The 17768-nt window shown below is 60.4% G+C and carries 15 protein-coding genes; 13 read left to right on the forward strand and 2 right to left on the reverse strand.

Features of this window, described 5'->3' with window-relative positions; translation table 11 throughout:
• Positions 1–13 precede the first annotated feature (13 nt).
• The 6 genes from BJG93_RS35220 (at position 14) to BJG93_RS36660 (ending at position 5317) form a co-directional block, all read left to right on the forward strand.
• Positions 14–832 carry a fumarylacetoacetate hydrolase family protein gene (locus BJG93_RS35220; RefSeq protein WP_027193686.1) on the forward strand — a complete coding sequence of 273 codons (819 nt, stop codon included), beginning with the start codon at positions 14–16 and terminating at the stop codon, positions 830–832.
• Between the two features lie 17 nt (positions 833–849).
• Positions 850–2172: a DUF3500 domain-containing protein gene (locus BJG93_RS35225; protein ID WP_154671653.1), complete on the forward strand. Its 1323-nt coding sequence runs from the start codon at positions 850–852 to the stop codon at positions 2170–2172.
• A 123-nt stretch (positions 2173–2295) separates the two neighbouring features.
• Positions 2296–3108 carry a 2-keto-4-pentenoate hydratase gene (locus BJG93_RS35230; RefSeq protein ID WP_027193685.1) on the forward strand — a complete coding sequence of 271 codons (813 nt, stop codon included), beginning with the start codon at positions 2296–2298 and terminating at the stop codon, positions 3106–3108.
• 13 nt (positions 3109–3121) lie between these two features.
• A complete protein-coding gene (locus BJG93_RS35235) occupies positions 3122–3868 on the forward strand; it encodes a cupin domain-containing protein (protein ID WP_027193684.1) in 747 nt (248 codons plus the stop codon).
• 211 nt (positions 3869–4079) lie between these two features.
• Positions 4080–4514 carry a GlcG/HbpS family heme-binding protein gene (locus tag BJG93_RS35240; RefSeq protein ID WP_027193683.1) on the forward strand — a complete coding sequence of 145 codons (435 nt, stop codon included), beginning with the start codon at positions 4080–4082 and terminating at the stop codon, positions 4512–4514.
• A gap of 497 nt (positions 4515–5011) precedes the next feature.
• The gene (locus BJG93_RS36660; RefSeq protein WP_027193681.1) at positions 5012–5317 is read left to right on the forward strand and encodes a Dabb family protein; all 306 of its coding nucleotides are present in this window, start codon (positions 5012–5014) and stop codon (positions 5315–5317) included.
• Positions 5318–5730: 413 nt separating this feature from the next.
• Here BJG93_RS36660 and BJG93_RS35255 read toward each other — a convergent pair whose 3' ends face one another.
• Complete coding sequence (locus BJG93_RS35255) at positions 5731–6294, reverse strand: MarR family winged helix-turn-helix transcriptional regulator (protein WP_231337690.1); 564 nt, start codon at positions 6292–6294, stop codon at positions 5731–5733.
• 160 nt (positions 6295–6454) lie between these two features.
• On the opposite strand from BJG93_RS35255, the gene BJG93_RS35260 reads away from it, so the two are divergent.
• From BJG93_RS35260 to BJG93_RS35290, 7 genes are all read left to right on the forward strand, one after another.
• Positions 6455–8167: an FAD-dependent oxidoreductase gene (locus tag BJG93_RS35260; RefSeq protein WP_202904044.1), complete on the forward strand. Its 1713-nt coding sequence runs from the start codon at positions 6455–6457 to the stop codon at positions 8165–8167.
• Entirely contained in the window at positions 8164–9222 is a 1059-nt protein-coding gene (locus BJG93_RS35265; RefSeq protein ID WP_027193679.1) for a maleylacetate reductase, read from the forward strand. The genes BJG93_RS35260 and BJG93_RS35265 overlap by 4 nt, the downstream gene beginning before the upstream one ends.
• A 42-nt stretch (positions 9223–9264) precedes the next feature.
• On the forward strand, positions 9265–10116 hold the full coding sequence (locus tag BJG93_RS35270; protein WP_027193678.1) for a dioxygenase family protein: 852 nt from the start codon (positions 9265–9267) through the stop codon (positions 10114–10116).
• 76 nt (positions 10117–10192) lie between these two features.
• Positions 10193–11791 carry a benzoylformate decarboxylase gene (gene mdlC, locus BJG93_RS35275; RefSeq protein WP_027193677.1) on the forward strand — a complete coding sequence of 533 codons (1599 nt, stop codon included), beginning with the start codon at positions 10193–10195 and terminating at the stop codon, positions 11789–11791.
• Positions 11792–11850: 59 nt separating this feature from the next.
• A complete protein-coding gene (locus tag BJG93_RS35280) occupies positions 11851–13302 on the forward strand; it encodes an aldehyde dehydrogenase (RefSeq protein ID WP_027193676.1) in 1452 nt (483 codons plus the stop codon).
• Between the two features lie 106 nt (positions 13303–13408).
• Positions 13409–14812 (forward strand): MFS transporter, encoded by a 1404-nt coding sequence (locus BJG93_RS35285; protein WP_082194432.1) that lies wholly within the window; start codon positions 13409–13411, stop codon positions 14810–14812.
• A gap of 175 nt (positions 14813–14987) precedes the next feature.
• Complete coding sequence (locus tag BJG93_RS35290; protein ID WP_027193674.1) at positions 14988–15998, forward strand: IS110 family RNA-guided transposase; 1011 nt, start codon at positions 14988–14990, stop codon at positions 15996–15998.
• A gap of 274 nt (positions 15999–16272) precedes the next feature.
• On the opposite strand, the gene BJG93_RS35295 is transcribed toward BJG93_RS35290, so the two are convergent.
• On the reverse strand, positions 16273–17688 hold the full coding sequence (locus tag BJG93_RS35295) for an ISNCY family transposase (RefSeq protein WP_034476892.1): 1416 nt from the start codon (positions 17686–17688) through the stop codon (positions 16273–16275).
• Positions 17689–17768 lie beyond the last annotated feature (80 nt).

Raw genomic sequence — 17768 nt, forward strand, 5'->3', positions numbered from 1 at the left:
TAAAGGGCCATACATGAAGCTCATCTGTTATGAGGACGGCGATGCTCTCGCGATCGGCTACGTTGATGGGGCCGAGGTGGTGCGCCTTGCCGACAGGGACACGTTCTGGCGCACTCCGTGGGCGAGTTTTTCTGCTGGCGGCGGAGAGCGACTGCCTCGCGAGGGGCTTCGCTTGCGCTCCCCGCTGCGTTCGGACGCGAAGGTGGTTTGCATCGGCCTGAATTACCGTAGCCACGCAATCGAGACTGGCAGCCCGATTCCGGAGCGGCCGGTCGTATTCTCACGCTGGGCCGAGACTGTCATATGCGACGGCGATGAATCGCCGACGATGGACACGGCGTACGACTGGGAAGCCGAACTCGGGGTGGTGATCGGGGATACGCTGTTGGGTGCCACACCGGAAGCCGCGCGTCGAGCCATTCTTGGCTACTGCACGTTCAACGACCTCAGTGCCAGGACGCTGCAACTGGAAACATCCCAATGGACGCTGGGCAAGAACACCGATCGCAGCGGCCCCATGGGGCCGATAGTCACGGCCGACGAAGCGGGCGATCCGGCGGATGGCTGGCGCGTCACAACCGATGTCAATGGTGAGCGGGTTCAGGATGGCATCACCTCGGACCTGATCTTTGACGTGCCTACGTTGCTGGCGTATGTCTCGCGTTCGATGACGCTGAGCGCCGGTGATCTGATGATCACCGGCACGCCTTCGGGTGTGGGCATCGGCATGAAGCCGCCGCGCTATCTCAAACCAGGGGACGTGGTGCGCGTGGAAGTAGAAGGTCTGGGCGCCGTGATCACGCCGATTGTGGAACGGCCGCAGGCAAGGTGACCAACGGGAGCGCACAGATGAGCACGGCTGATTTTTCACAATACGTCGACCCCGCGAAGGTGCCGCGGCTATCAAAAAGCGACGCCAGAATGAGCCTGACCGATTACCCGCCTTTCCTTGATCGGCTGCTTGGGGTCTGGGGACCATTGTCCACCCAGGAGTTTCATGGGCTGACCACTGACGGACATCGAATAGAGGGCCTCTTTTCCACTGAGCCCGATGGCGCACCGGTGGAAGCTGCCGCCAAGGCGGCAGCTCACTGGCTGGCAGCGCTCGATTCCAGCATCCGAGACAAGGTGTCATTTTCCCTCGATTCGGATCTGTGGCGGCATTGGCAGAACACACCGCTCATCCTGCGCGATTCGCAGGTCGAGTTGTTGGAGCTGCCGATGCCGCAGCGGGAGCTCGCACTGGAAATCGTGCAGGCCTCGTTGTCGTCGAGCGGCCATCAGCGCGTGCGCGATGTCATGTCTAACAATCTGTTCCTCGGCCGACTGATCGATTTGACAGAGCTCCTCAACGAGTGGTCGTTCACGATGTCGATCTTTGGCACGCCGTCGGTAGAGCAGCCGTGGGGATGGCAGCTGTTCGGACATCATCTGGCGCTGAACTGCATCTTCGTGGGTCGAAGGATGGTGCTTTCACCGGTGTTCATTGGACTTGAACCCGACCACGGGCATGGCGAGGAAAGCCGGAGGCTGTTCAGACCGCATGAGGAGCGCGCACTGCGCCTGATGCGCTCGCTAGGTGACGCCGAACGGTCGCGTGCGGCGCTGTACGGCTCCATGCTTACTTCAGAGCAGCAGCCCGGACGTTACCACCCTGACGATGGCCGGCAAGTCGGTGGTGCGTTCCAGGACAACCGGATCGTTCCGCATGAAGGGGTGCCTGTAGGTAGTCTGGGCCTGAGAGCCCGACGCAACCTACTATCGCTGGCGGAGCTGTTTGTCGAAAATCTCCCCGGCGGACCAGCAGAGGCGCGAATGCGCGAGATTGAACGCTATCTCGAACAGACACACTTCGCATGGATTGGCCCGGTCGATGAGGTTAGCCCGTTTTACTTCCGCATCCATAGCCCCGTTGTGTTGTTCGAATTTGATCACCACAGCGGCATCTTTCTGGCCAACGAAGAGCCGGCGCGGTTCCATGTTCACACCATCGTGCGCTCGCCGAACGGCGGTGACTATGGTAAAGACCTGCTGCAGCAACATTACTCGTCCAGCGCCCACGATCGCGCTGTGCCCGGGCGTCAAGCAGGCCATGATCACGCACACGACGACCACCGGAGGCACGGTGCTCACAGCCACGACGGAGGAAAGACTTTTCACCGACATGATTAGGTGGTGGCCTGAAGACCAGGGGTGAACGCGATATTCGGGACTAAGTGAAGCGGAACTCACTATGACGGAGATGTTCGTGGATGATGCACTCCCCAACAACGGAAACGGAACAGAGGAATGCTAATGAGTACGACGTTCGACAAACTTGTGTCGCACATTGATCAGCCCGGTATCGACAGTGATCCCGAGCAAGACATTATCAAACTGAAGCCTGATATTACCCATGAGGAGGCGCTGGCTGTGCAGCTGGCTGTAAAGCGCCGTCGTGTGGCAGCGGGTGATCGCATCATCGGTCATCAGGCGTCGTTCACGTCTGCTGGCATTCGAAAGATGTTCCCGGATGCTCCTCGTCCGATGATCGGCACGTTGCTTTCGTCGCTCGCTCGCGCGGACGGCGACGAAGTCGCACTCGACTGCGACGCTGCTTTTATCGAAAGCGAATTGGCGGTGGTGCTGGCGAGCGACCTGGAGGGCCCTGAGCTTACGCACACTGAAGTGCTGCGAGCGATCGATGGCTTTCTTCCTGCGATTGAGGTGGCACCGCTGCGTCCCGGCGTGCTTGAGCAGCGCTACAGCTTCGCCCACATGATTGCCGTGCAGAAGGCCGCTGGAGGCTACATTGTCTTCGGTTCCCGGATTACATCCGCGCGCGGAATCGACGCGCGACTGGAGGCCTGTCTGGTGAGCATTGACGGCGAGGCCCGTGCCGCGGCCGCTGGCTTTGAGGCCATGGGCAGCCCGCTTCAAGTGATCTCGGCGATGGCCGCCGGCCTGCACAAGATTGGCGAGAAGTTGCACGCCGGTCAGATTCTCATGACCGGCAGCCTGGCGCCGCCTCAGCGCATCACACCACAGAACCGCTTCGCACAACTCGACTTCGCTACGTTGGGCAGCGTAAGCGTGCGCCTGCGCGAACCAGTAGCCGGCGACGACTGAACGGGAATCTACAATGCGCTACGTAAGACCCTTTCTGATCGATGGGCTGTCGGCTGGCCCTGCGAGCGAATGGCTTCTCGGCCCGGAAGACGGCGTCGGTTGCACTGTGCGGCTGCACCGAGGCGGGGTGTCGAGGGCAGTGTATTCCCGCGACGATGTCGAGCAGTTCGCCCTTCTGCTTGCCGGTTCTGCATTTCTGCATGCTCACGGCGAATCTCAAAATTTGAGCATCGGCGAACTTGCCTTCATCCCGGCGGGTATCTCGGGCTCGGTCAGCGGAGACGGAGGGGCAGTTTGGGCAGAGATCGAAACTGTGGTGCCGTCTGGCTTCTCCCGCGCCGCGATGCCGGCGTCCTCCGCACGAGTGATCCCCATTGATCAGTCCCGCTTCGAAGGCGGGGGCTTCGCCTACCAGAGCCTCATCGACCGTAAACAGGGCGCGCAGACAATGCGGATGAATGTGCTGCAGGTGCAACCCGGAGCGGGTAGCCCCGACTTTCATATCCATGCGTTTACGCAGATCTACCTGATTCAGGAAGGTGAAATGACATTGGACATCGGCAAGCAACGTGTTGCCGCCCCAGTCAACTCCCTCGTCTTCCTGCCGGCCGGCGTCGTCCACCGAAACTTCAACGCTGGCAACACTATCGAGCGCCACGTCAGCCTTCTCGTGCCCGAGCCCGACGACGGTCAGATCTTCGACTTCGCTGTCACCATCCATGATCGCGAAGCTGAGTTACTTCAGCAACTACCCAACTAATCGCTCTTGCATATGGATGCGGCACATGCAGGAACCTTCACAGTTACCGATAAGGCAACCGGGGATCGGCTGGGTAGCGTGGGTCGATGGCAGCCGGTCAGTGTGCCTCTCAGTCTGCAACGCGTCATACATACCGTAGTGCAATACCGCAGCAACGGGGTGGCCGATCATGGCACCCCATCCAACCACTAACAGAGACTAAGGCTTAGAAATGGATACACTTTCCCTGGACGTTGCCAACCGGATCGTTGTCGAGGCGCTCGCTAGTGCACGGCGCAACGGCTTTCGGCCGATGGCGCTCGTCGTGCTCGACGAGGCGGGACTCATCAAGTTGACGAGTCGCGAGGACGGCGCTACTGCTTTGCGGATCAACATTGCGCATGGAAAAGCTGCTGCGGCCTTTGGGCTGGGCGTCTCGTCGCGAACATTGCTGGAGCGCGCAAAAGACAATCCAGTGTTCTTCGGCGCGATCGGCACAGCGAGCGAAGGAAAGTTCGTGCCGCAGACGGGGGCGATTCTGATCACGTCCAGAAGCGGGGCTGTGCTCGGTGCAATTGGTGCGAGTGGAGGCACCGGTGACGAAGACGAGCAGATCTGCATCGAGGGCGTTCGCGCCGCGGCGCTTTACATTGCTGAGGAGCCTTGACTTCTCAGATGAGATACCACTGCGGATATATCGTACCGGCCAGTCTGGCCGCCTATTTGGGCGCAAACGTCCTTCTGGACCTGAATCTTTTGGTGGCCCTTGATGTGCTGCTTGTTGAGCGAAAGATCGCGCGCGCCGCGGAAGGGCTCAGTTTAAGTCAATCGGCATTTAGTGGCCGGTTGGCTAAGGCCATGCGCTACTTTCGCAATTGGGATATGACAGCGGGAGGTCCCGCGGACCCGTAAGGGCACCGCAAGGTGATCATTCCGGCGATGCTCTTGTCCGAGGGCGCATATACCCCGGTCAGCATGCTTCGCGCTCGTGAGCCGCAACACCGCGAACACTACCAGATCGAGTTCGATACCCGGGTTCGCGATGACAGTTGCATTTGCCATTCGGCAAACCCGTGGGCGAACATCGTATCCAGCCCGATTGGCCGCGTCCGTAATATATATCGTTCGCGCCGAAACCCAAGGCGCACAACTCAAGGTGAAATAGTGATAAAGCACATCGTGATGTGGAACGTTCGTGGCGAATCGCCTGCGAAAAAAGCCGAAGCGGCGAATCTTGTCAAGAGCGCGTTCGAAGATTTGAACGGGAAAATCTCCGGGATGCGCAAGCTCGAGATCGGAATCGACATCAGCCGTATCGACTACGCTTGCGACGTCGTACTTTATTCGGAGTTCGACAGTCGGGAAGCACTACAGGCTTATGCGACTCATCCTGAGCATCTGCGTGTACGGGACGAAGTTGCGGGTGTGCGCACCGACCGGTACCAGGTGGATTACGCGACAAGCGAGTGAGCAAGTGAGCAAGTGGGCAAGTGGGCAAGTGAGCGATTGCGCGGCGTCCGGAACAAGCTCAGCGCAACCTGCCCGAAGCAATGCTGGCGAGAGTAGAGGACACGACGTTCGAGGCGCTTTCGTTCACGCTGTGACCGATAGGCCGTCTGCTGTCGGAACTTGACGTGTCCTCCGGGCAGCTGCCCGCTTTTTCATCGCCACGGTCGATGTCTTCGAACTAGCCGATCTTCGCGGTCTGCCGCTTTCGTCAAGAGCTCTCCGTTGAATCAGCCAGGCTCCAAGTTGGGTGACAGAATTCGCATGTCGGTCAGCCATGACACAGCAACATCTCATCCGGAGGTCAGTGGGTCGTGCCGACCGGATGGTCAGCTTTTTTTCTTGAGAAGTCGTCCAGCCCAAGCGAGATCTGATACTCAATCGGTTCGATCGGAATATTTTCGAAGCCCACGCTTTATGGCTTTGTAGAGCGCAGGGCCGAGTTCGCTTTCCATTTCTGCCTCGGTCTGTTCCAGCGCGGTGTGGAATTGTTCGAGCCAGTTCCGGCCTCGTTCAGTGAACAGCACAACCTTGGCACGTCCGTCGGTGGGGTCCGGTTCCCGCTTCACGATTCCGAGAGTTTCAAGCTGCGTGATGAGTTCTCCAAGTGACTGCTTTGTCATCGCCGCCCGACGCGCAAGCTCAACCGCCCGGGTTCCCTCAAGATCGAGGTTTCGGGTGACACTGATATGGCTGAGCGTACATTCGTCGTGGCCCGCGATAGCCATCTTCTCCAGTACGCTCGCCTCAAACCGGTGAACTGCCTCGTTCAGCAGCCTTCCTATATTTGACGTCCGCCATGCACCGCTCGCTCCAGGACGCGCCACGTCATCGTGGACTGCACGCCGTTCTGTCATTTTCTTCCGGTCGCTGGTTGTGTCGGGTGTCACGGCCATGTTAGTTGCTGTTTTCAAATGAATGATTGGCTGAAAATCGCCCATATGCCTTGCCGCACAAAGTATATCGCCACCTTGCGAGCCGGGTTTGAATCCAGGCGGTGAAAACACCTACTTGTTGATGTGGTCAGGCAGCCTTACTATCAATCATGTCAGAAATGCTTGCGATAAATCAACCTCAATATCAGCTATGAGTGCGGAAACGATGGAAGCCGATGTGATGATCTGCGGTGGCGGCCCGTGCGGCCTCATGCTGGCCAATGAACTTGGGCGCCGTGGCGTCTCCGTGTTTCTAGCGGATGAAAAGGAGAGCACTGCATTCAATCCCCAGGCAAACGCCACTCAGGCCCGGACCATGGAGCACTACAGACGGCTGGGCTTTGCGGACGAAATCCGCGCCCAGGGCTTGCCTCCGGACTTTCCCACGGACATCGCCTACTTCACCCGCTATGCGGGGCACGAACTCGCGCGTTTCAGGCTGCCGTCCGCCCAGGAGGCCATACTCAAGGCTCGGGAGCTCAAGGGCCCGTGGAGTGCGGCCGAGTTACCGCATCGGGTTTCGCAGAAGTACGTGGAGGCGGTGCTCCGGCGTCAGGCCGAACGGCTGCCGGGCGTGACTGTTCGCTACGGACACCGGGTGGCCGATTTCAAAGAGGATGCCGAGGGAGTAGAAACCACGGTTGTGGATCGACGCGGCGGTACACCTTTTATCGTCCGCAGCCGGTATCTGGTTGGCGCGGACGGGCCGAGGAGCTTCGTGCGCGAGCGGCTGGGGTTCCGCTATACGGGCGAAACAGGCATCATCCGTGACTTCATGGGTGGCCGCATGTTTGCCGTCTACCTGCGTTGCCCCGATTTTTACCAGCGCATCCCGCATGCTTCTGCGTGGATGAATGTAACGTTTAATCGTGACCGCCGGGCATTCATGGCGGCTGTGGACGGGAAGGGTGAGTTTGCTTTCCACACGCAGTTGCGGGCACATGAGAAGGAAGAGACCTTCACCGACGCGGACGCGCGTGCGCTGTTTATAGCCGCGGCAGGCATCGATCTCGACGTCGAGGTCCTCTCCAAGGGGGGCTGGACAGCGGGGCACTCGCTGGTTGCCGAGCACTTTCAGCGGGGTCGCATCTTTCTGGGAGGCGATGCGGTGCATCTGTTCACGCCGACTGGTGGGCTCGGATACAACACGGCGGTGGAGGACGCCGTCAATCTCGGCTGGAAGCTCGCCTCGGTGTTAAAGGGGAAGGCCGGCGTCGGCCTGCTCGACACGTATGAACTCGAGCGTCGGCCTCTTGCCATCAGAAACACTAGTTATGCCCGTGCGTTCGCCGATTCCCTGGGCTTATTCGCTCCGGTAGCGGAAATCGAGGAGGACGGGCCACGTGGTGACGCCGCGCGGGTCGAGGCCGGAAAGTATCTGGGTGAACATGGGCGCGCCGAGTTCAATATTCCCGGTGTTACGTTTGGCGACCGCTACGATGGCTCGCCGGCCATCGTAGCGGACGGCTCATGCCCACCCGCCGACGCTCCGAATGCTTACACCCCTACTGCCTATCCGGGTGGACGGCCACCTCATGCGTGGCTTGAAGATGGATCGTCGCTTTTTGACGCCTTTGGATTTGATTGGACGCTTCTGGTGTTGGGTCCGATCGCTGAGGATGCAACGCCGTTCGCGTCGGCGATGAATCGGTTCAATGTCGACCTCCGGGTCGTACGGATATCCGGTCCCGAAATATCTGCGCTTTACGAAGCACCGCTTGTTCTCATCCGTCCGGACCAGATCGTTGCATGGCGTGGAAGTACAGCGTCGGAAGCTAACCGTATCGTGAACCGGGTACTGGGCCACCGCGACGAAGCGCGTGAAGGTGAGCTCACGGTTTTACCTAGTGAGATGCGTGATTCGGGAGTTCGTCAATGACTGCGAGCTTTACATACCAGATCAACCCGGGCCGCATTCTGTTTGGCCCGGGGACACTGGAAGCCGTTGCTGACGAGATCGGGGGACTGGGCGCGAAGCGCGCGCTGATCCTGTCCACGCCGTTCCAGCGCGCCGATGCGCAGAAACTGGCTGGGCGAATAGGGTCACTGGCGGCCGGCATGTTCAGCGAAGCCGCCACGCACACCCCGGTGGCCGTGACACTTAAAGCCATGGAGGCATTCGAGGCTTCGGGCGCGGATTGCCTGGTCGCGCTGGGCGGCGGCTCGACCATCGGCCTGGGCAAGGCCATCGCGTGGCGCAACGACGCACCGCAGATCGTCGTGGCTACAACATACGCGGGTTCCGAGGTGACTCCGATCCTGGGGCAGACCGAGAACGGGATCAAGACGACCGTCCGCGATCCGAAGGTCCTGCCCGAAGTCGTGATCTACGACGCGACGCTGACTATCGACCTACCCGTGGCGATGAGCGTGACCAGCGGTCTGAACGCGATGGCCCACGCGGTCGAGGGCGTATACGCACGCGACCGCAATCCGGTTTCGTCGCTGATGGCGGTGGAGGGCGTGCGCGCATTGCGCGATGCGCTGCGCGTCATCGTTAAGCGTCCGGACGATCTGCCAGCCCGAACCGATGCGCTTTATGGCGCCTGGTTGTGCGGCTCGGTGCTGGGGACCGTCGGCATGTCGTTGCATCACAAGCTTTGCCACACGCTGGGTGGAAGCTTTGACCTGCCTCACGCGGAAACCCACGCGATCGTGTTGCCGCATTCGGCAGCCTACAACGCACCGGCGGCCGCTGCGGAACTGCAGCCGCTGGCTGACCTGTTCAGCGGCTCGATCGGCGGCGGACTTCATGACTTTGCCAGGTCGCTTGGCGCCCCACTGGCCTTGAAAGATCTGGGTCTGAAGGAATCACAACTTGACCTTGCGGCCGATCTGGCGGTAAAGAACCCGTACTGGAATCCGCGTCCCATCGAGCGGACTGCTGTACGTTCGCTGCTGCAGCGCGCCTGGGAAGGCGCTCGGCCGGAATGATGGTCGTTGACGTGCGATATCGTTCATCAAGGGAAATCGACCATGCCCGAATTTTTTAAAGAAAGCAGTTCTGTTGAAGCCGTCAATTCCCGCATCGCGCCGGATACCAATCCCCGCTTCAAGGAGGTGATGACTTCGCTAGTGGCCCACCTTCATGCCTTCGTGAAAGATGTTCATCTCACGCAACAGGAATGGGAGGTCGCGATCGACTTCCTGACCCGGACCGGGCAGATCTGTAGCGAAGAGCGGCAGGAGTTCATCCTGTTGAGCGACACGCTGGGTGTGTCGATGCTGGTCGACGCGATCAATAACCGCCGCCCTGGTGGCGCGACCGAAAACACGGTGATGGGGCCATTCCATGTCGTGGGTGCGCCTGAGCGTGAAATGGGGGCGCATATATCGTTCGATGGAAAAGGCGAGCGTTGTCTTTTCGTGGGGCGTGTAATCGATCTGCACGGCAATCCTGTCGCCGGTGCCCGCCTCGACGTGTGGTCCGATAACTCGGAAGGATTCTACGACGTGCAGCAGCCGGATATTCAGCCCAGGTGGAATAACCGCGGCATCTTCACGACCGGCGAGGATGGGCAATATAACTTCGTCGGCATCAAGCCCGTTTCATACCCGATCCCGCATGACGGACCTGTCGGGAAAATGCTCGCTGCACTCGGGCGTGGCCCGTACCGTCCTGCACATATGCACTTTATGGTGACTGCGGAGGGCTTCCAGAAGCTGGTCACCCACACGTTCGTCGGCGACGACGCATACATCACTTGCGATGCGGTATTTGGTGTCAAGCAAACGCTGGTAGCACCCTTCGAGCGCATTAACGGCGTCGAGACGATCTGGCGTTCATCATTTGATTTCGTGCTTACACCGATTGATGTCTCCCCGTGACATTTTTTTCTTCATGTCCCCAGGTGACAAGGGGGAACCGGGATCTTCTACTGGCAATTACGACGAGATGCAGTTTATGAATACCCAGATATCGACCGCCGAAGACCGGATTACCGTGCGCGATGCGGTCATCGACCTGATGCGTCGCCTCGGCATAAAGAAACTCTTTGGCAATCCCGGTTCGACCGAGTTGCCGATGCTCCGGGATTTCCCGTCGGATTTTCAATACGTCCTCGGCCTCCAGGAAGCTGTGGTGGTAGGTATGGCCGACGGTTACGCGCAGGCGACCGGCAATGCGTCGCTGGTCAATCTGCACTCTGCTGCGGGCGTCGGAAATGCGATGGGCAATATCTTTACGGCGTACAAGAATCGTACGCCAATGATCATTACTGCGGGCCAGCAGGCCCGATCGATTCTGCCCTTTGATCCGTACCTTGGGTCGATGCAGGCGGCCGAATTGCCCAAACCGTATGTGAAATGGAGCATTGAGCCTGCCCGGGCGGAAGATGTCCCCCTGGCGCTCGCCCGCGCTTACCACATTGCCATGCAGGAACCGCGCGGTCCGGTATTTGTCTCGATTCCGGTGGACGACTGGGACCGGCCGGCCGAGCGCGTTGAGTTAGCTGATGTTAGCAGTCGCGTGCGCCCGGACCCGGACGGCATTGACCGAATCGGCGCTGCACTGGACCGATGCAGTCGACCGGCCTTTGTTGTCGGTGCCGCGATTGATCAGGCAGGAGCCTGGGACGAAATTGTATTGCTGGCGGAGAGGCACAATGCGCGGGTGTACGTCGCTCCGATGTCCGCTCGTTGCAGCTTTCCTGAAAATCATTATCTGTTCGGTGGGTTCCTGCCGCCAATGCGAGAGCGGATCGTGCAGGCCCTGTCAGGGCATGATCTAGTCGTCGTGGTGGGGGCCCCCGCATTCGCATACCACGTTGAAGGAAACGGCCCTCACATTCCTCATGGGTCCGCCCTGTGCCAGCTCGTGGATGACGCTTCCGTGGCCGCTTCGTCTCCGTCTGGACTGTCGGTTGTCGGCAATGTCTGCCTTGGTCTTGCGGACCTGCTCTCACGCCCGCAGGTATCGCAGCGTCCCGCCCCCGAGCCTCGTGTCGCCCTCCCGCGCGCCGAGGCGGAAGAGGTGATGTCGGTGGCATTCGCGTTGCAGACGCTGGCTGAGGCGCGGGACCCGTCGCACATTGTGGTGGAGGAAGCGCCCAGTTCGAGGCGGACGATGCAGAATTATCTGCCGTTCACGCAAAGGGGCACTTTCTTTACGATGGCAAGCGGTGGGCTAGGTTACGGGATGCCTGCAGCCGTCGGCGTCGCTCTGGCCAGTCCCGGAAGAAAGGTCATTGGTCTGATCGGTGACGGGTCCAGCATGTACTCGATCCAGGCACTGTGGAGCGCATCGCAGCTCGGCCTTCCAGTGACATTCGTCATCCTCAATAACGGGCGCTATGAAGCGCTTCGGGATTTCGCTCTTCACTTCGGTTTCGACAAACAGGATGTGGTGCAGGGCACGGCCCTCCCTGATATTGACTTCGTGGGCCTGGCAAAAGCGATGGGATGCAGCGGCATTAGCGTGGACCGTGCGGACATCCTTCCGAACGTGTTGAAAGAGGCATTCGCGGAAGGCAGACCGAATCTGGTCGAAATTATGGTCGCCTGAAAGCGGTTTTACGCGAATCATGGACCGAGCCTGACAATATCACAAAATAGGATACCTAAATGAAAGAGATGGCACTATTTATCGACGGAAACCACGTTCCAGCCGCTGGGAAAGCAACGTTCGACCGCCGCAATCCTCTCGACGGTGAAGTGGCAACCCGCGCTGCTGCTGCTTCCGTGTCCGATGCACAGGCTGCCGTGCGCAGTGCTGCGCAGGCATTCCCGGCATGGGCTGCGGTGGGGCCTGGAAAGCGGCGCTCACTTCTGGATGAGGCTGCGCGGGTCCTTGCAGCAAAATCCGACGCACTTGTGGTGGCCATGATGGCCGAGACAGGAGCCTCCGAAGTCTGGGCGCGCTTTAACATCCATCTAGGTGTCGAGTCCTTGCGCGAAGCGGCGGCAATGACAACGCAGATCACTGGTGAAGTGATTCCCTCCGATATCCCCGGGAACCTCGCGCTCGGCGTACGCCAGCCTGCTGGCGTAGTACTGGGCATCGCCCCGTGGAACGCTCCCATTATTCTCGGGGTCAGGGCGATCGCGACTCCACTCGCATGCGGTAACACGGTCATCTTCAAGGGTTCGGAAGTGTGTCCCGCTACGCACGGTCTGATTGTCGACGCGCTTCACGAGGCTGGGCTGCCCAGAGGCGTGGTGAATTTCATCACGAACGCGCCGGAGGACGCAGCTTCGATCGTCGAAACCCTGATCACGGCGCCCGCTGTCCGGCGCGTGAACTTTACCGGCTCGACGCGTGTAGGAAAAGTCATCGCCCGACTTTGCGCTGACGCACTGAAGCCTGCCGTACTCGAGCTTGGAGGAAAGGCCCCGCTGCTTGTCCTCGCGGATGCGGATATGGAGGCGGCCGTCGAAGGCGCAGCATTCGGGGCCTTTATCAATTCCGGTCAGGTTTGCATGTCGACGGAGCGGATCATCGTCGACGAGCGCATTGCCGATGCCTTCGTGGAACGTCTGCGTCTCAAGGCGTCGTCATTGTCTCTGGGCGATCCGCGCAACGGACCGGTTGTGCTGGGCTCGGTCTTCGACATGTCAACCGTACATCGATGCAACGCGCTTATTGACGATGCGCTGGAGAAGGGGGCGACGCTTGTATGCGGAGGTCGTGCCACAGACACGCTGATGCCCGCAACGTTGCTGGACAACGTGACCTCCGCAATGAAGATCTTCAGTGAAGAATCGTTCGGTCCCGTCAAGCCGATCGTACGGGTGCGCGGCGACGAGGAGGCGATCGCGTGTGCAAACGAAAATTCGTATGGTTTGTCTGCCGCGGTCTTCAGCCGCGACGTCGCCCGGGCAATGCAGGTCGCGGCTCGCATCCAGTCAGGCATTTGCCATATCAACGGTCCGACGGTTCACGATGAAGCGCAAATGCCTTTCGGCGGCGTCAAGGAAAGCGGCGTCGGCCGTTTTGGTGGACGCGCCGGGATCGCGGAATTCACTGATCTTCGCTGGATAACGGTGCAGACAACGCCTCGCCACTATCCCTTCTGACAGGGATCTGAAATATCGAAGCACCAGACCGCAAACACTCGAATCGCCAACGAAAACCAATTAAACGCGCGACGGCTCGAACCCGCGCATGAACAGGAGACACAAGATGGCTAGCTATGTACCCCCCGCCAGTTTCGGCGGCGATCCGCCCACACGGCGCGATGATGAGATAGGACTGCAGAGCGAAAGCAGAACGGTGGATATTGGGAAGGTGCTGGACGACGGCCCGTTCACCGGCTTTCAGAAGCTCATCGTCCTTCTTGCCGCGCTGTCGGTTATTTTCGACGGCTGCGACACCCAGGTGATCGGGTTTGCCATTCCGGTGCTGATCAAGGAGTGGGGCATCGCACGGAATGCCTTTGCGCCGGTGGTGGCCGCAGGACTAATTGGAATGGGCATCGGCAGTGCCTGCGCAGGTCTGTTTGCGGACCGCTTCGGGCGACGCTGGGCCGTGATCGGTAGCGTGCTCGTATTTGGGTTTGCGACGGCCGCAATCAGCCTTGCCCCCAATCCGACGGTGGTTGCGGTACTGCGCTTCGTAGCGGGCCTTGGTATTGGCGGGGCGGTACCGACCGCTGCAACGCTGACGGCAGAATATACCCCGATACCGTTTCGAACGATTGCGATTACGGTCACGATTCTGTGTGTGCCGCTCGGTGGGATGTTTGCCGGTCTGTTCTCGAGTGTCATCCTGCCGGCGTACGGCTGGCGCGTGCTGTTTCTTACCGGTGGTGTGCTCCCACTCGTCCTGGCGATCGTGCTGCTGTTCGCACTGCCGGAGTCCCCGCGTTTCCTTTCGCGTCGCCCACACCGTTGGAAAGAATTGACGAAGCTTCTCGGCCGCATGTCACGTCACGTTACAGACGATGCAAGCTTTGTTGATGTTCGCGAACAGAGCGCTGAAAAGCACGTCGGTTTCACGGCACTGTTCAAGGATGGCCGCGCCTCCGACACCATCGCCATCTGGTGCGCATTCTTCATGTGCCTGCTGGCCATCTATGCGGCCTTCAGCTGGCTACCGAGCATGTTGGCCAACGGAGGCCTGTCGGTGCGCCAGGCGGGTTATGGACTTACCCTGTACAACCTCGGTGGCGCGATCGGCGCGCTGGCGTGTGCCGTGATCATCGGGCGCTTCGGCTCGCGTGGACCGCTGCTCCTCTGCTGTTTCGGCGCGGCCGCCAGTGTTGGGCTGCTGATGACGGTGAATGTCGTGCAGCACGTATCGCTGCTGATGGCCGGGCTCTTCGCACACGGCCTGTTCGTCAATGCGGTGCAGGTAGCGATGGTTGCGCTTTGCGCGCATGTCTATCCGACCGGCGTCCGTGCGACCGGAACCGCATCGGCATTCTCCTTCGGCCGCATGGGCTCCATTGTCAGCGCCTTTGCCGGAGCCGCGATTATTACCGCTGGCGGTGCGTCGTCATACCTGCTGATGTTAGGTGCCGCAATGACCGTCGTGCTGATCGCACTGGCACTCGTGCGGCGACACATACCGCGTTCCATTAGATAAGAAGGGTGGACCTCCCAGATTGCCTGCTTCATTCGTCCCATCGTTTCGCCGACGTGGCTTGCCCGTTTAGATGGAATGGTCGCCTCCCGCCTTAACGGGCCGTCCGGCGCCGCGGTCTCGCGTCCAAAGCATGCCACATTGCTGGTTCGGCAGTCCTGCCGTCAAGGAGAACCAGATGGAACCCACGACCATTGCCATCGACCTGGCCAAGCGCGTTTTCCAGATTCACTACGTCGAACCCGAGACCGGCGCGATTCACAGCAAGGTACTCAAACGCGCCCAGCTCGTGCCGTTCTTCGCCAACCGGCCTGCGAGCCGTGTCGTCATGGAGGCCTGCGGCAGCGCCCATCACTGGGCGCGTGTGCTGGCGCGCCTTGGCCACGACGTGCGGCTCATCGCAGCCCAGTTCGTGCGGCCGTTCGTGAAGTCGAACAAGAACGACGCGGCCGACGCTGCGGCGATCTGGGAAGCCGCACAGCGTCCCGGCATGCGGTTCGTGGCCGTCAAGACCGAAGACCAGCAGGCCATGCTGGCGATGCACCGGATACGCCGGCAACTGGTCCGGATTCGCGTCATGCAGGTCAACCAGCTTCGCGGGCTGCTCTACGAGTTCGGCGTCGTGTTGCCGCAAGGCCGCCGGGCATCGATAGAAGCCGCCAAAGCGGCACTGGCGTCACTGGCCGACCAGTTGCCATGCATGCTCGCAGACAGCCTGCAGGATCAGTTCTCGCGACTTCGCACGCTCGACGAACAGATCGCGCGGATCGAGCAACGTATTCTCGAGTGGCGCCGCAACGACGATGCATGCCGCCGCATCTCCGAGATTCCAGGCGTGGGCGTGCTCACGGCGACCGCTGGTGTATCGGTCATCGGACAGGCAAAGACGTTTCGCTCCGGACGGGAATTTGCCGCCTATCTGGGCCTCGTGCCGCGACAGAACAGTTCCGGCGGCAAGGTAAAGCTCGGCGGTATAAGTAAACGCGGTGACGTGTATCTGCGAACGCTGCTGATCCACGGCGCCCGATCGGTCATCGTCAGCTCAAGGCACTTGCCGGAGCGTTTGCGCCAGATGCTGTCCCGGCGTCCAACGAACGTCGTTGCTGTAGCACTCGCAAACAAGATGGCACGAACAATATGGGCCTTGCTGGCGTACGGCCGAACGTATGAGGCCGCACCATCGCGGTAATCAAGCGTCAAAGCCTTCCCATCCACGGTTGCACAGGTGTACTGAGTGATGGCAAGACAGGTTGGACCGCGCAAAGGCCAGCCTGAGACATTTCTCGGACCTTGAGTCCGTCGTTTAGATTAGGACCTTTGCGGCGAAATCCATCGGGGCCGGCGGGCATGCCTGCGATCGAGTCCGGATATAAGTCCGTAACCACCCTCCTCGCCACACACAATCACCTTGCAAATGGGAGGCGACCATATAAGAAATGTCCGGTTTTGAAGTTCAGAAATCCCTATCTGGAAGGACTTTCAAGCACCGGGCCTGCCCGCATTCCGGCCGTTCCCAGAATCGCTTCATTCAACTGTTCCCGGGTCAGCTCCCGCTGCGTGCGGGTGCCCACCTTGCGCTCCTTCGGCCGCGGCGCTTCGCCCTGATTGGTCCTCGATGGCGAACCCGACGCCCGCCGGTCGTCACGCTGCGCCTGGATCACCTGCGCCATCTGCAATGTAAGTCCCAGCCGCTTGTTGTCAACCACCGCCGCCTGGTCAATCTCCGAGAGCCGGTCGTAGCGGACACAGGGCAGGGCAGCACCATTCACCCGGATCTCGATGCGCCCGTCCGGATACTCGAATACGTCCAGATAGCTGTGAATCAGGCTGCGGTTTGCCTCCGTGTCTTCGAGCAGATAGATCACCCGGTCATACTGCACCGTCAGCACCTTCGACACCCGCCGCGGCACCCGGGACGTCAGGATCAGATCAAGATCGTCATCTGCCCGCAACGGCCGGTGCGCATCGAACGTACTCCTCGGCACCTTGCCGAACCGGCCGTTGAAGTCGGCGATGAAGTGGGGCGCGTAAGCGTTGGCCGCCTCCTTCGTGCGGATGCCGCGTAGCCGCAATTCCTTCACGAGGCGATCCTGCAGCGTCAGGTTCGCGCGCTCGACGCGCCCCTTGGCCTGACTGCTGTTCGCGCAGAAGGTATCCACATTCAGCTCGTACAGCGCGCGGCCAAACTGCGTGACACCCTTGCCAGGCGTGGCTGAATGACTGTTGCAGTGAAACACGCTCGTTTTGTCGCTGTACAGCGCGACCGGCTTGCCATGCTGTTCCAGGTAGCGACGCATCGCCTCGAAGTAACTGAAAGTCGACTCCGTTGCGGTGAAGTGCAGCGCCATCAGCCGCCCGGTCGCATCGTCGATGAACACCAGCAGCGTACAGGCCGGTGCCCGTTCCTCGAACCAGCGATGATCGCTGCCATCGATCTGGATCAGCTCGCCCAGGCATGCGCGGCGGTTTCTCGGCTGGTGGAGTTTCGGCGGCCGCTGTTTGCGTGGAATCCATAGCCCGGCGTCCCGCATCCAGCGCCGCACGGTTTCCTTCGCCAGCACCACGCCATGACATTCAGCCAGCTTCTCGCACGCCAGCGTCGGTCCGAAATCGGCATAACGCTCACGCACCAGCGCCATGGCCCGTGCCCGCAGATCCACCGGCAGTTCGCGGTTGCCGGGCTCGCCACGTCGTGCCGATACCAGCCCCGCCGGTCCACTGGCTTCATACCGATGCACCAGCCGGTTGACCTGACGCTCGCACAGCTGCAGACGTTCAGCCGCCTGAAAAACCCGCAGCCGACGTTCGGCAACCGCCTCGATAATCTTGACCCGCTCAAACTCGTGCATGCTGATCGTGATGAATCCACGTGCGTTCATGTCCGGCTCCCCAGGTCACCACCATGGCGCAGCATGCGCGCTGCGCGCGGCTCGGGGAGGACAATCGGACATTTCGTATG

The sequence above is a fragment of the Paraburkholderia sprentiae WSM5005 genome, from assembly GCF_001865575.2.
In the GTDB taxonomy this organism is placed as follows: domain Bacteria; phylum Pseudomonadota; class Gammaproteobacteria; order Burkholderiales; family Burkholderiaceae; genus Paraburkholderia; species Paraburkholderia sprentiae.